This window comes from Bacillota bacterium (genome assembly GCA_040757085.1).
Classification (GTDB): domain Bacteria; phylum Bacillota; class Sulfobacillia; order JACIYH01; family JACIYH01; genus JACIYH01.
On record JBFLXJ010000023.1, the window covers coordinates 336,452 to 350,042 of the forward strand.

A 13,591-nucleotide genomic window follows, 5' to 3' on the forward strand; every position below is an offset into this window, starting at 1 on the left:
TCGCGGCCGGTGCTAAAATACGAAATAGTGCGGGGGCAGATGGGGACTGGTGTCTCCCGCGGCCTTCAAAGCCGTCGTCGGGTGCTGGACGTGCCCGTGGTGGGTTCGATTCCCACCTGCTCCCGCCAGTAAGGTTTCAAGGGAGCACCGCCAGCGGTTCAGCTAGACTGCCGGCGTACCGCTGCCAGTCACAGTAGCGCTTTGAGGAGGATAAAAGATGCCGTTCAACATCGGGTTGCCGGAGTTGCTGGTCATACTGTTTATCTGCCTCATAGTTTTTGGTGCGGGGAAGCTTCCCGGAGTAGGACGAGCCCTCGGGCAGAGCATACGTGAATTCCGGCAGGCTTCCCAGGCCAAACCCGAGCCTGACCAGGCCGGATCCGAGCGCCCGGCAGGGCACGAGCAAGGGCCCGGGCCTGGCCAAGCAGGGACTGCAGGGCGGGCTGACGGGGGCAAGGAAGGTTAGGGCAGGAGATCCGGCGACCGGGAGGTGACCGCTTGAATATCAACGGTGGCGAGCTATTGATCATCCTGCTGGTCGCCCTGGTCGTTCTGGGACCCAAGGAACTGCCCAAGATCGGCCGCGCCCTGGGAACCATGGTGCGCGAGTTCCGCCGCGCCTCCCGCGACATCGTGGACGAGCTGGGTCTGGACAGATGGGAGGAAGGCAAACCCAGGGATCAGGCCGAGAGCAAGCAACCGTGAGTTTCCAGCCCGGGTCGGACCGGGGAGGGATCCTTCTCCAGCAGGGTGCGAGGTGGGGTTGTTGGCGCAGAGGAAAAGCGAAATGACCCTGATGGAGCACCTGGAAGAACTGCGCCGCGTTCTGGTGGTGTGCACGGTGGCCGTGGGGATATCCACGGCCGTTGTTTACGGCTTCTTCCGGCAGGAACTGTATGACCTGGTAACGTTCCCCCTCCGTCAATACGACGCACCCTTGATCTTCATCGGCCTGGGAGAAGCCTTCATGACCCAGCTCAAGCTGGCGGTGGCGGCCGGGTTCGTCATCGCTCTGCCGGTCATCCTGTGGCAGGTATGGGGCTTTATCGTGCCGGCCCTGAGGCCGGAGGAAAAGCGTATGGTGGGCGTTACCGCCCTGCTGTCGCTGCTCATGTTTTTCGCCGGAGCAGCATTCGCCTATTTCACCGTTTTCCGTTTTGCGGCCAGGTTCTTGATAACCGTGGCCGGCCCGGAGGTTCGGCCCATGCTTTCCATCGGCCACTACGTTTCGTTCCTCGTCACCTTTCTCATCCCCTTCGGGCTCGCCTTCGAATTGCCCGTGATCATTTACTTCCTGGCCCGCTGGGGTCTGGTGACAGGTTCCTGGCTGGCCAGGAACCGCAGGCCCGTCATCGTGGTAATCTTCATAGTGGCGGCGGCCCTCACACCGACGCCCGACGTGGTTTCCCAGCTTCTCATGGCCGGCCCTCTGCTTCTGCTGTACGAAGTCAGTATACTGGTGGCGAAGGTGGCGGCCAATCGGGCCGCGGTGGTCCGCCCTGCTCAGGAGGGGTAGCCCGGTGCCGGCTCGGGAGGGGCAACAGGTGCAGGCTGAGAAGGGTGGCCGGGTCCGCCCGTCGGAACGGGTGGCTGCGGCGGGCGGCCCGTGGGAAGGGGTGCGGGGTTGCGCATTCTGGTGGCGCCCGATTCCTTTAAGGGAAGCCTGAGCGGGGTTCAGGTGGCCGAAGCCCTGGGGAAGGGCCTGAAGAGGGCTCTGCCGGGAGCCACAGTCGTCCCCTGCCCGGTGGCGGATGGGGGTGAGGGTACGGCAGAGGTCCTGGTCCTGAACACGGGCGGACGCATGGTGCAGAGGACGGTGATGGGGCCTCTCGGTGAACCCGTCGAGGCCCGATTTGCCGTGCTGGGCGACGGCGAGACGGCGGTGGTCGAGATTGCTGCCGCCTCAGGATTGCCTCTGGTGCCCCCCGCTCGGCGCGACCCCCTGGTAACCACCAGCTACGGGACCGGGCAGTTGATCATGGCTGCCATCGAGGAAGGATGCCAGCGGGTGGTGGTGGCCCTCGGGGGGAGCGCCACGGTGGATGGTGGTCTGGGGATGCTGGAGGCCCTCGGATTCCGATTCCTGGATGCCTCCGGCCGAGCCGTCCCCCGGGGAGGGAGGGGGCTGGCCCTGGTGGAGAGTGCCCTGCGGCCCGTCCATCTGCCGCCCGTGGAGTTCGTGGGTGCCTGCGACGTGGACAACCCCCTGGTGGGTCCCCAGGGAGCGGCCCGCGTGTACGGTCCCCAAAAAGGTGCTACTCCCGAGGTGGTGGAGGAACTGGACCGGGGCCTGGCCCATCTGGCCGCCGTGTGGAAGCGGGAATGGGGGGTCGACGTGGCCGAACTGCCGGGAGCAGGTGCGGCCGGGGGAGCCGGGGCGGCCCTGGCGGCGGCGCTGCGTGCCCCCCTGATATCCGGGGCCCACCTGGTGCTGGAGTACAGCGGGCTGCAGCGCCGCCTCGAGAAAGCAGACCTGGTGATCACGGGAGAAGGACGCATGGACTTCCAGACGCAGCGGGGCAAGGCCCCGGCTGCCGTGGCCGCTGCCGCCCGCCGCGCGGGCGTCCCCGTGGTGGCGGTGTGCGGGTCCATCGCCGCCTCCCCGGAACAGCTTGAGGAAACGGGCATTGCCGTAGCGCTGGGCATCACGGAGGGGCCCACGACCCTGGAAGAGAGCATGGCCCGGGCGGCCGAGCTCCTGGAGAGGGCGGGGGAACGGCTGGCGCGGCTCCTGCAACTAGGCAGTACCCTGGCCCACTGCCTGCGTGCACCGGGCACAGGAGGGGGTTTCTGATGCGGAGGGAATTCTCGGCGGGGGGCGTGGTATATCGGTTGGCGGATGCGCGTGACCCGGAGTTCCTCCTCATTCGGGACGCCTGGGGCCGGTGGACCCTGCCCAAAGGGCTTATCGAGAAGGGTGAGAAGCCCCTGGAGGCGGCCCTGCGGGAGGTAACCGAGGAAACCGGTGTCCAGGTGCGGCCGGCCGGTGATCTGGACCGCATCCACTACTTCTACCGCGACCCCGGGGGAGACCTGGTGTACAAGACCGTCTACTACTTCCTGATGGAAGCGGCGGGTGGCACCGTGCGCCCCCAGCTCGAGGAGATCACGGATGTGCGCTGGGTGCCGGCCTCGCAGGTGGTGGAGAGGTGTGATTACGAGGACACCCGACCCGTCCTGGAAAAGGCCCTCGCCCGCGTCAACCGGTTGCAACCGTAGCAGCCAGCGCGCCTGCCGCGCGTGGCCCGCCAGGGAGGGTATTTCACCCGGGATACCGGAGGTGAGAGAATTGGGAGTGTTCGTCGTAATCGGGGTGGCGGCCATTGCGCTGACCATCTACTGGGTACTGCTGGCGGAGCGGGCGACGCGGGCCCTGGAGCGGTCTGCTGCGGCGCTGGAGCGGGCGGCCACTGCCCTGGAACAGGGTACGAGCCCGCAGGGCACCTTTCGCCAGCCCGTCTGATGCCCCCTCACAGCCGGATGATGCCTGTCAACGTCACACCAGCCCTGCGGGGGCGTGAGCGAGGGTGTTGACAGGTCACGGGAGACCTGGTACGATATGGGAAACGCGAGACGCCGGCAGCTCCCCAATCAGGGGGGCTTTTGGCTATGTCGAGGTTTCGGTGGTTGGCGGCGGCCACGCTGGCGGCTGTGGGGCTGGTGGGAGGGGCCGTGCTGTGGTGGTTCTGGCCCCGGCCGGATTACGCCTTTGTGGTGGTGGATGAGTCGAACGGGTTGCCGCCGGTGGGGTGGTCGGGGACGGAGGTTGCCCCCGTGGCCTGGTACGACGGCGATGGAGGCCTGTACGTCCCTCATGGCGCGCTCCGGCCCTGGCACCGGCTGGTGTGCCTGCACGAGGTGGATGCCGCGGGGGTGAGGGTCGCATCCCGCATCCTGGCCAGGAGGGGGTTCCCCGCTCGCATCCCTCTGGACGACCCGGTGCCCGGGGTGGACGAGTGCTCGCGGGTGCTGGCCGGACCCCTGCAGGTGCTGGGCTTGGGAACGCGACAGGGGTTGCGGTTGCGCTACGCGGGGCATGACATCGTGCTGGCTCCGGGTCAGAGCTGGGCACAACTGCGCGTCATCGGAGAACGGGGGGAGCAGGTATTCTCTCCCGCTGACCCTGGCGGCTGGGAAGGCGCCGTTGGGGAAGCTCTCGCCACGGGTTGCCCCGTGACCAGGCTGGTCATCACCTATCACGGCATTTGGGCCCGTGCCCGCATCACGCCGGTCAAGCAGGGTTCCTCGCTCGGCCCTGTCAAGCAGGGTTCGTCGCCCACAACGGCGAGGCAGGTTTCCTCACTCGGTGAGGCGGGGAGGTGTGCCTGATGCGCCGCAGTGTGGCCCGAACCCTGGTGGGGGTGCTCCTTGCCCTTTCCTTTGCCCTTCCGGCGGGTGCGGTTCCCGCGCCGTCCCGGGGCGATGGGGTCCCGGAAGCGTGTCCGCCTGCCTGGGGTTCCCCCGCAGCCGGACAGCCCGTGCTGCTGGTGGGGGGCCCCGGCAGCGACCCCGAGGGGGTGTGGGGCGGACCGGCGGGACTACGGGCCAAGCTTCAGGAGGCGGGGTACCGGGTGTGGGTGGCCGATCTTTCCCGGGATGATGACCCCGATCCGGAGCGGCTGGCGCGGCTGGTGGTGGGGCCGGCCGCCGAGCGGGTTCTGGCAGCGTGCGGGGCGGAAAGGCTGCACATGGTGGCGCACGGGTTGGGGGCGCTGGCCGCCCGCTATTGGGCGGAACGGGGCGGGTCGGGCAGGCTGGGTACCCTGGTCATGCTGGCCCCGCCCAATCACGGGTCCTTCGCCATGAACATGCTGCATGTGGTGGCTGCCCTCTCGGCGCGGGAGGCCGGGGTCGTCACCGAAGCAGGCGCTGCTGGGGGCCACGGGGAGGCGGCAGGTGCTGGCGGGGCCCTGTGGAGTTACGTGTGGGAGAAGGCCGGTTCGGTGTACCAGCCCCTGTACCGGCGCTACGTGGGGGAGTACCGCCTGGGGGTGCCGGCCCGGGACACCCTGGGCGGGGTGCGCCGCATGCTGGGGCGGCTTCCCTTTGAAGGATGGGTTGCCCGCGAGGAGCCGGAGCTCTTCGCGCGGGAATTCCGGGACGCCCAGGAACCCCTGGACGGCACTTCGGTCACCGCTGCCTACGGTCATGCCCTGGCCCTCAACGTGGGTAGGGTGGAAGAACTGCGGGCTGCCCTGCGCGGCGCGGGCCTGGTTTCGTCGTTGCTTGAGGATCCCATCCTCACCTCCGACTGGAAGGAGATGGCGCGACACTATGGCTTGAAAGCGGCCCGCTGGGCAGGCCGGCAGGTGGCGGACTGGTTGACCCGGCAGGGGCAGAAGCTGTTGCTGGACCAGGCCCCGGCGTTACTGGGCGTGGATCCCTTCTCGCCCGGCATGGAGCGGGTGGTGGAGGAATACTTCCTCCTGCCGATGGGTCCGGGACCGGACGGCCGGCCGCGGTACGAGCGCCTGCTGAGCAACTGGTTCCTCAAGCAATGGAACGAGAAGGCGGCACGACCCGACTCGCCCCGCTATGTGGTAGTGGCTGGCAAGGTCCCCAACCTGTGGCGGCTGGGATGGAAGCAGGTGGGCGAGAACGATTTCTGGATTGAGGTGGAATCTTGCTTCCTGCCCCTGGGACCCGACGACCGCTTCTTCCTGGTGGAGGACAGGGGTATCTCTGCCAGTCACGGAGGCCTGCCCCGTAACCGCCGGGTCCACGACCTCGTGCTGAGTGAGTTGTCGTTTGCACCACGGCGGGTTCTGTACCCGCGGGCCGGTCCTCCTGGGAAGGCTGTTTCCTGGACCGGCCGGCGCGAGATGTCCCTTTCCCCCTGGTATCCCCGCTACCTCAGGATCGATAGCCGCTACCTCAACCGGGGCGGGGATCTGCACATCGAACTTGAGCCGCGTACCTCTACCCGCGCTGGCATGCCCCCCGCCTGGGTGTGGATCGAGAGGGCGGGCGGCAGGTGGGAAAGGCGAGAATTCGAATGGAATGGTGACCGGGCCGTCCTCACTGTTCCCCGTTTCGGACAGGAGGTGTATGCCGCTTTCCTGGGCAGCCGCCTTCCCCTGGCCCCCGCCCGCGGGCTCATCGCCTGTTACCGGGATTCGCCTACGGGCGAAATCATGTGCCGGGCGACCTTCATCCCTTCTCCCGTGGAGGCCGGGGGCGGATGGGAGCAACCACCACCGGCGGAAGGCGCCGGGGTTGAGGTCTCCCTGCCCCAGGACCTGCCGGTGATCAGGGCAGTTTTGCGGACGAAGCAGACCACTCATGAGAAGGACCAGCGTACCTACCACAGCCGCTGGGAATGGGATTTCGGTGACGGTTACTCTTTCGTGGACGATGATCCCATGCACACCTCGGCCGCGGTCAGCCACGCCTTTGCCGGCCCCGGCCAATACACGGTGCGCGCGCGGTCGTACGCCAACGACGGGCGCATTCTGCGGGAGAAGGCCTGGCACGTAACCGTAACCCCGCCGGGGGCCGACGGTTCCCCGGGGGAAGACCCTGCCGGCGAGAAGGTGGAGGTCGGCCAGCCCTGGAAGGCTACCCTGGAGACAGTTCGGGAGCCCAGGGTGACAGCCACCATCCACAGCCCAAAGGAGTGGATGTCCGGTCGTCCGGCGCGCATCCGGGTGTCCGTGCAGGTGGAGGAGGTCCCTTTCCTCGCGGAACAGAGAGTGGAAATCGATCCCGGCCAGGAATTCGTGATGATATGGGAGCGGGCGGGCTTGTTCCCCGTGCGGGTTGCTGTGACCGTGACCCTTCGCTATCGTTTCCCTGAGATTGAGTATGCTTTGCGTAACACCTACCTGTTTGAAACCCAGGTCAAGGTGCTGACCACCTCGGGAACTGACTGACCATCTCGGGAGCAGACTGGCCGCCTCGGGGGAACCCGCTGCGGATAGCCACTTGTTCCCTCGCCTCCTGCCTGCTATAATGCACTTGAGAGTCATTCTCATGCGGGTAGTGGGTGGAGGTCGAGGATTTGGTCAGGCAATCCCTGCATCCATCGGCATTAGATGTACAGGAGGAGGCGGATGGGGTAGGGGTCGGGCAGCCCCCCCTGGTCACCCTGAGTTCGGCTCCCGTGGGAGCCCGGGTACGTATCCGCTACCTGGGGGCGGGGGTGTTGCGCGCCCAGGCCATCCGGTTGGGGCTGGGGCCCGGTTCAGAGGTGACCGTATGGGCGCGCCTCCCTGGCGGACCCGTGCTCCTCAGCCGGGGAAGCCAGAAGGTGGCGTTGGGCCGCAAGCTGGCACAGGAAACCTGGGTAGAGATCATCGGGCGCGGGTCCTGACCCTGCCGGGCTGTTCCGGATCCGGGGTTGATCCGCTACCGCGGGTGCCCCGCCCGCATCATCTGGTACCCATATTCGGTAGAAGGTGGTCGTGTGCAACACTGTCATCGCCGCCGGCACCGTCAGGGCCGCCACCACTCGGACCGCGACGGGATGGAGCGTCACCGCTTGGGTGGTGACGGGTCGGGTCACTGCTGCCCGGGTCGCGAAGGCCGGGGTCGCGAGAGATTCGGGCAGGACCGGGCCCCGCGGCGGCTCATCGCGCTGGTGGGGAATCCCAACACGGGCAAGTCGGTGATATTCCATTATCTTACTCGCAGGTACGTGGAGGTTTCGAATTATCCTGGCACCACCGTTGAGGTCACCAGCGGGTGGAGCGGGGAAGACCTGGTCGTGGACACGCCGGGCGTGTACGGCATTTCCGGGCTCAACGATGAGGAACGGGTGACCAGGGATGCCGTGCTGCAAGCTGACCTGGTGATCAATGTGGTGGATGCCGCTCACCTTTCCCGCGACCTGTTCCTCACCCTGCAACTTTGTGACCTGGGAGTTCCCATGGTGGTATGCCTGAACATGGTGGACGAGGCCCGCACCGAGGGTAAATGGCCGGATCCCCGGGTGCTGGAGGAGGCCCTGGGGGTGCCCGTCATCCCTACGGTGGCCACGCGCCGGCAGGGTCTGCCGGAACTGCGCGCCGCCCTGGCCCGGGCCGTCCCCGGAAGACCCGACCCCGACCTGGCCGCCCGCCTGGCTCGGGAAATCCCTCCGGACGTCGTGGGGCAGGTCGAGGACGACGGGCGCGGGCGGGCCCTGACCTACCTGTACCTGGAAGGGGATGACCTGGCGGCCCGCCGCCTGGGGCTGCCTCCCGGGGGGAATCGCGAGGCGGTCTGGGCACGCCGCCGCCGGCGGGCCGACGAACTGGCCGCCAGGGCGGTGACGGGCGGTAGCGTCCGGGGCACGGAGCGCTGGCGGGGCATGGTGGACCACCTCCTCACCTGGCCTGCTTCCGGCCTGCTGGTGCTGGTCCTGATCCTGGCTCTGGCGTACTGGTTCCTGGGGGTAGTGGTGGCGGGCACGGTGGTGGACTTCCTCGAGGGCACCGTCATGCAGGGATACTGGGAGCCCGCAGTACGAGGGCTGGTGGGCCACGTTGTCCCTCCGAGAAGTGCGGTGGGCCAGTTGCTGGCGGGAGAATTCGGGCTCCTCACCATGACCGTCACCTACATCGTGGGCCTCTTGCTTCCCCTGGTGGTGGGGTTTTACCTGCTCATGGGGTTCCTGGAGGATTCCGGTTACATGCCGCGGGTTGCGGTGCTGTTTGACCGGGCCCTGAATCCCCTGGGGCTGAACGGCCGGGCCGTGATCCCCTTTATGCTGGGCTTCGGCTGCGTGACCATGGCCATCGTTTCCACCAGGGTCCTCAATACCAGCCGGGAGCGGCGCATCGCCATCATCCTCCTCAGCCTGGCCATCCCCTGCTCCGCCCAACTGGGTGTGGTCACGGGCATGATCACCCCCCTGGGATGGCGGGTACTGGCGTTTTACGGCGCGACCGTGTTCACCGTGTTTGCCCTGGCTGGCATGCTCCTCGACCGCCTGCTCCCCGGCACATCGAGCCCCCTGCTCATGGACCTGCCCCCCCTGCGCATACCGCGGCTGGACAACCTTCTCTATAAGACCGCCTACCGGGCCATCACCTTCATCCGGGAAGCCGGCCCGCTGTTTTTCTACGGGGCGGCGGGATTGGGTGTGCTGCAGGTGACCGGTGCCCTCGACCACCTGCAGGACCTCCTCGCTCCCGTGGTCACGGGCTGGCTGGGATTGCCGCGGGAGGCCGCAACCGCCTTTGTGATGGGGTTTGTACGTCGTGACTTCGGTGCCGCTGGGCTGTACCACCTGGGCCTGGGTGCGGTGCAGACCCTGGTGGCGGTGGTCACCATCACCCTGTTTGTGCCCTGTGTCGCCTCGGTGATGATGATCGGCAAAGAACGGGGCTGGAAGGAGGTCGCCCTCATCTGGGCGGGCAACATTGTGCTGGCCTTCGGCGTCGGGGGTGTGGTGGCACGTCTCGCCCCCCTGGTGGTAAGATGACTCCCGGGGGGACAGGCATCATTGCACCGGGGTGAGGCATCATTGCAGCGGGGACGGGCGTTGTTGCGCCGGGGACCGGCCGCAAGCTGGTCTGGTTTCGTCGCCGTAGTGAAGGGCATCCCCCGGGACAGGCGCTGGCTCTTCTTCCTCACTCTGGTGAACCTGGCCGGGTTTGCTTACGGGATGGATTGGTACCGCGGCCAGCTAGCTTCTCTTGCCGTCTGGACCTGGCCGGTGACGGCCGACTGCCCGGTGTCCGCCCTCCTCTTCGGGTGCGTCACCGCCACTCTGGCCCTGGGGCGATCCTGTGGGCCTCTCGAGGGGGTGGCCTACGTGGCCAGCCTGAAGTACGGCATGTGGACCGTGCTCATCATCGGGCAGTCGTGGCTGGCCGGGGCGCCCGTGGACGCGGACAGCATCAATCTGCTCTGGACTCACGCGGGGATGGTGGGCGAATCCCTCCTTTTCGGGACGGTGCGGCCGCCCCGGTTGCACTGGGTTGCTCTGGGCGCAGTGTGGGCCGCGGTGAACACCGCCCTGGATTACGGTCTGGGCCTGCATCCCACCCTGCCCGACCAGACCCCTCTGTGGCTGGCCCTGGGAGCATCCGTGGGACTGGGCGTGCTGGCGGTGGCGTTTTTCGCCGCCCTCGCGGTGAAGGGACGGGGGAGGGGGGATTCGTGGGGCGTTGGCGCGTCCTGGGGGTAAGCCTGGGTTCATCCCCGCGCGACTTCCGCATGCGGTGGGACTGGCCGGGCGGGACCGTGGAGGTCTGCCGCGTGGGCACGGGAGGCGATGTGGCCCGCGCGGCGCGCCTCCTTGAGCAGCACGATGGCGAGGTGGATGCCTTCGGCCTGGGCGGCGTCAACCTGTACCTGCGGGTGAGGGACCGTCGCTACCGGCTACCTTTGGGTGAGCGGCTGGCCTCCATCCCCCGCCGCACCCCGGTGTGCGACGGGACGTACATTAAGACCTGGTGGGAGCCGCGGGCCCTGAATATTGCCTGCGAGGAATCCCGCCTCGACCTGACCGGCCGCACCGTCCTGTTTTCCTCGGTGCTGGACAGGTGGCCTCTTGCGCAAGCACTCCAGGAGAGGGGTGCCCGCGTCCTGGTGGGCGATGCCGCCTTTGCCCTGCGGATGCCCATCCTGTTCCCCGGCCTGGAGTGGTTCTACCCCTTTGCGGTGACCATGGTACCGGTTCTCCGGTACCTCCCCCTTTCCTTCCTCTATCCCCTGGGGCCCGGGCGCGAGAAATCCCGCCCGGGACTGCGGGCTGCCTTCGGGCGGGCACAGGTGCTGGCGGGGGATTTCCATTTCCTGCGCTCGCGCCTTCCCGAGCGGCTGGACGGCAAGTGGGTGATCACCTCCGGGCTGGGTGAGGCCGAACTCGCCCTGCTGAGAGATCGCGGGGTCTTGCTCGTTATGGAGTTGGGCCCGGTCGCCCGGGCGGCAGCGCGTGTGGACGCGGCACTCGATGCCCGTGCAGCGCCTGCCACCCGTGCGGCGGCCTGCCGTGCAGCGCCGAGGGCGCTGTCTGCAAACCTGGCGGAAGCGGTGGTGGCGGCTGCGAGCGGGGAATCGCCATCCTCGTTGGGTCCCGAAGGGATACGCACCTGGTGCGAGCGCCTGGGTTTCCGTCCCACTGTCTACTTGCTTCCCTTACCGGACAATACTACAAATTGAACGGGGAGGTAGATGAGAATGGCAAGGGATCCGGTGTGCGGGATGGAGGTGCGGGAGGATGTCCCTCATCGCTCTGAGTACGAGGGACGAACTTACCACTTCTGCTGCCGGGGGTGCAAGGTGCAGTTCGACCGTGATCCCCGTCGTTATTTAGAGGGCAGCGAGGGTCGGGAGAAACCGCGCCACTAGGCAGCCATTTGGGGGGCGGATCAAATGGCACTTCCCGGGGGTGGCCAGGGGCGAGACGGAGACCGGACGGTTACCCTGGCCGTGCGGGGGATGATGTGTGCCTCCTGTGTCGCCCACGTGGAGAAAGCCCTGCGCGGGGTGGCGGGGGTTTCCTCCGCCGAGGTGAACCTGGCCAGCGAACTGGCCACCGTCCGCCTGGAGGGGGATGTGGACCTGGAGAAGCTCCTCAAGGCGGTCGAGGACGCCGGTTATGAAGCCGAACTCCCGGCCGAGGATTTGCACCCGGCCCGCTCCCTCGATCGAGAGAGGGCAGCCCGAGAGGCGGAAATCTCCGGTCTCCGCCGGGCTTTCCTGTTCAGTCTCGCCTTCACCATTCCCGTGTTCCTGCTGAGCATGACCGGGATGTGGCCCGGCATCCACGCCGGGTGGCGGAATGCCTGGCTGCTGTGGTTCTTCGCCACCCCGGTTCAGTTTTACGCGGGATGGCGCTTTTACCGGGGGGCCTGGTCTGCGCTCCGTCACAGGCTGGCGGACATGAACGTCCTCATCGCCGTGGGGACGTCGGCCGCCTACCTGTATAGCCTGGCCATGACCGTGGCCCCGGGGTATTTCCGCAGCCGGGGATTCAGCACGGATGTTTACTACGACACTTCCTGCGTGATCATCACCCTGGTCCTGTTCGGGCGCTGGGTGGAAGCGGTGGCCAAGGGACGCACCTCGGAAGCCATTCGGCGCCTGATGAGCCTGACGCCCCCCACCGCCCGCGTCCTGCGCGAAGGCGGGGAAGTGGAGATCCCGGTGGAACAGGTGGTCCCGGGCGACCTGGTGGTGGTGCGGCCGGGCGAGAGGATCCCCGTGGATGGCCAGGTGGTGGAAGGCCACAGCACGGTAGACGAGTCCATGCTCACCGGCGAAAGTCTCCCCGTAGACAAACAACCGGGAGACGAGGTGGTGGGCGGCACGGTTAACCAGACCGGCTCCCTGCGCTTCCGGGCCACGCGGGTGGGACGGGACACCGTGCTTTCCCAGATCGTCCGCCTGGTGGAGCAGGCCCAGTCTGCCAAGCCGCCCATCCAGCGGCTTGCGGATCGGGTGGCCGGCTACTTTGTCCCCGCGGTGGTCGGCGTCGCCGTGGTAACGTTCCTGGTGTGGTACCTGGCGGGGCCGGCCCCGTCATTCCTGTACGCCCTGCTCAACTTCGTGGCCGTCCTGATCGTGGCCTGCCCCTGTGCCCTGGGGTTGGCCACCCCCACCGCCATCATGGTGGGCACGGGCCGGGGTGCGGAACTGGGTGTGCTGGTGCGGGACGGGGGCAGCCTGGAGGAACTCCACCGGGTGCGGGCGGTGGTACTGGACAAGACGGGCACCATCACCCGGGGTGAACCATCTCTTACCGACGTGGTCGGTCCCGCGGAGGTGTTGCGCTGGGCGGCGGCGGTGGAGAACCAGTCCGAGCACCCCCTGGCACGGGCCGTGGTGGCGGGGGCCTCCGCGCGGGGCATCGAGGCGCCGGCCTGCCAGGATTTCGTCGCCGTTCCCGGTAAGGGCGTCACCGGCACGGCGGAGGGGCGCCGGGTCAGCGTGGGGTCGGCCCGCTTGCTTGACGAAGAGGGCCTGGTTGAGCCCGAGGGCCTGAAGGCAGAGGCGGAGCGTCTGGCCGGTGCGGGCAAGACGGTCATGTACGTGGTGGTGGATGGCCGGGTGATGGGCTTGCTGGCGGTGGCCGACACGGTGAAGCCGGGCGCCCCGGAGGCAGTGCGTGTCCTGCGACAGATGGGGTTGCAGGTGGTGATGCTCACGGGCGACAACCGGCGTGCCGCCATGGCGGTGGCGCAGCAGGTGGGCATCGAGCGGGTGCTGGCAGAGGTACTCCCCGCCCAGAAGGCCCAGGCCGTGCAGGGGTTGCAGCGGGAAGGCCTGCGGGTGGCCATGGTCGGTGACGGCATCAATGATGCCCCGGCTCTGGCCCAGGCGGACGTGGGGATAGCTATCGGCACCGGCACCGATGTGGCCATGGAAGCCGCCGACATCACGGTGATGTCGGGGGATCTGCGCGGGGTGGTGACCGCGCTGCAACTGGGGCGGGCCACCATCCGCACCATCAGGGCCAACCTGTTCTGGGCTTTTGTGTACAACAGCCTGGGTATCCCGGTGGCGGCGGGGGTGCTGTACCCGTTCACGGGGGTGCTGCTCAATCCCATGCTGGCCGCCCTGGCCATGGCCCTCAGTTCGGTATCCGTGGTGACCAACTCCCTGCGGCTGCGCCGTTTCCGCCCCTTCCTCCAGGCCGCCTAGCCCGCCCGGGCGGGGT

14 protein-coding genes and 1 tRNA gene are annotated in these 13,591 nt (G+C 67.7%); all 15 read left to right on the forward strand.

All coding sequences use genetic code 11. From position 1 onward, the window contains the following. Nucleotides 1-31: 31 nt before the first annotated feature. The 15 genes from AB1446_09190 (at nt 32) to AB1446_09260 (ending at nt 13,575) form a co-directional block, all read left to right on the forward strand. Nucleotides 32-128, forward strand: a tRNA-Sec gene (locus tag AB1446_09190). Between the two features lie 89 nt (nt 129-217). Beyond that, nucleotides 218-466, forward strand: a complete 249-nt coding sequence (locus AB1446_09195) for a twin-arginine translocase TatA/TatE family subunit (GenBank protein MEW6547079.1) — start codon at nt 218-220, stop codon at nt 464-466. A 32-nt stretch (nt 467-498) separates the two neighbouring features. Further along, nucleotides 499-705 (forward strand): twin-arginine translocase TatA/TatE family subunit, encoded by a 207-nt coding sequence (locus AB1446_09200; GenBank protein MEW6547080.1) that lies wholly within the window; start codon nt 499-501, stop codon nt 703-705. 61 nt (nt 706-766) lie between these two features. Then, a complete protein-coding gene (gene tatC / locus AB1446_09205; protein MEW6547081.1) occupies nt 767-1,516 on the forward strand; it encodes a twin-arginine translocase subunit TatC in 750 nt (249 codons plus the stop codon). Between the two features lie 108 nt (nt 1,517-1,624). Beyond that, nucleotides 1,625-2,794, forward strand: coding sequence for a glycerate kinase (locus AB1446_09210; GenBank protein MEW6547082.1), 1,170 nt, complete (start codon nt 1,625-1,627; stop codon nt 2,792-2,794). After that, entirely contained in the window at nt 2,794-3,219 is a 426-nt protein-coding gene (locus tag AB1446_09215; GenBank protein ID MEW6547083.1) for an NUDIX domain-containing protein, read from the forward strand. Before AB1446_09210 ends, AB1446_09215 begins: the two co-directional genes overlap by 1 nt. A gap of 70 nt (nt 3,220-3,289) precedes the next feature. Further along, complete coding sequence (locus AB1446_09220; GenBank protein MEW6547084.1) at nt 3,290-3,463, forward strand: hypothetical protein; 174 nt, start codon at nt 3,290-3,292, stop codon at nt 3,461-3,463. Between the two features lie 146 nt (nt 3,464-3,609). Beyond that, entirely contained in the window at nt 3,610-4,329 is a 720-nt protein-coding gene (locus AB1446_09225) for a hypothetical protein (GenBank protein ID MEW6547085.1), read from the forward strand. Continuing rightward, nucleotides 4,329-6,872, forward strand: coding sequence for a PKD domain-containing protein (locus AB1446_09230; protein MEW6547086.1), 2,544 nt, complete (start codon nt 4,329-4,331; stop codon nt 6,870-6,872). The genes AB1446_09225 and AB1446_09230 overlap by 1 nt, the downstream gene beginning before the upstream one ends. 128 nt (nt 6,873-7,000) lie before the next feature. Next, complete coding sequence (locus AB1446_09235) at nt 7,001-7,312, forward strand: ferrous iron transport protein A (GenBank protein ID MEW6547087.1); 312 nt, start codon at nt 7,001-7,003, stop codon at nt 7,310-7,312. Nucleotides 7,313-7,405: 93 nt separating this feature from the next. Continuing rightward, complete coding sequence (gene feoB, locus AB1446_09240) at nt 7,406-9,406, forward strand: ferrous iron transport protein B (GenBank protein MEW6547088.1); 2,001 nt, start codon at nt 7,406-7,408, stop codon at nt 9,404-9,406. 21 nt (nt 9,407-9,427) lie between these two features. Continuing rightward, on the forward strand, nt 9,428-10,114 hold the full coding sequence (locus AB1446_09245; protein MEW6547089.1) for a DUF1405 domain-containing protein: 687 nt from the start codon (nt 9,428-9,430) through the stop codon (nt 10,112-10,114). After that, nucleotides 10,087-11,091, forward strand: a complete 1,005-nt coding sequence (locus tag AB1446_09250; GenBank protein ID MEW6547090.1) for a quinate 5-dehydrogenase — start codon at nt 10,087-10,089, stop codon at nt 11,089-11,091. The genes AB1446_09245 and AB1446_09250 overlap by 28 nt, the downstream gene beginning before the upstream one ends. A gap of 18 nt (nt 11,092-11,109) precedes the next feature. After that, nucleotides 11,110-11,280, forward strand: a complete 171-nt coding sequence (locus tag AB1446_09255; protein ID MEW6547091.1) for a YHS domain-containing protein — start codon at nt 11,110-11,112, stop codon at nt 11,278-11,280. 24 nt (nt 11,281-11,304) lie between these two features. Further along, nucleotides 11,305-13,575, forward strand: a complete 2,271-nt coding sequence (locus AB1446_09260; protein MEW6547092.1) for a heavy metal translocating P-type ATPase — start codon at nt 11,305-11,307, stop codon at nt 13,573-13,575. Nucleotides 13,576-13,591: the final 16 nt, after the last annotated feature.

Excerpts from the sequence above, each read along its gene's own strand:
- AB1446_09195 (MEW6547079.1), top strand. The coding sequence starts at position 218 with ATGCCGTTCAACATCGGGTTGCCGGAGTTGCTGGTCATACTGTTTATC.
- AB1446_09215 (MEW6547083.1), top strand. The coding sequence starts at position 2,794 with ATGCGGAGGGAATTCTCGGCGGGGGGCGTGGTATATCGGTTGGCGGAT.
- AB1446_09225 (MEW6547085.1), top strand. The coding sequence starts at position 3,610 with ATGTCGAGGTTTCGGTGGTTGGCGGCGGCCACGCTGGCGGCTGTGGGG.
- AB1446_09230 (MEW6547086.1), top strand. The coding sequence starts at position 4,329 with ATGCGCCGCAGTGTGGCCCGAACCCTGGTGGGGGTGCTCCTTGCCCTT.
- AB1446_09255 (MEW6547091.1), top strand. The coding sequence starts at position 11,110 with ATGGCAAGGGATCCGGTGTGCGGGATGGAGGTGCGGGAGGATGTCCCT.
- AB1446_09260 (MEW6547092.1), top strand. The coding sequence starts at position 11,305 with ATGGCACTTCCCGGGGGTGGCCAGGGGCGAGACGGAGACCGGACGGTT.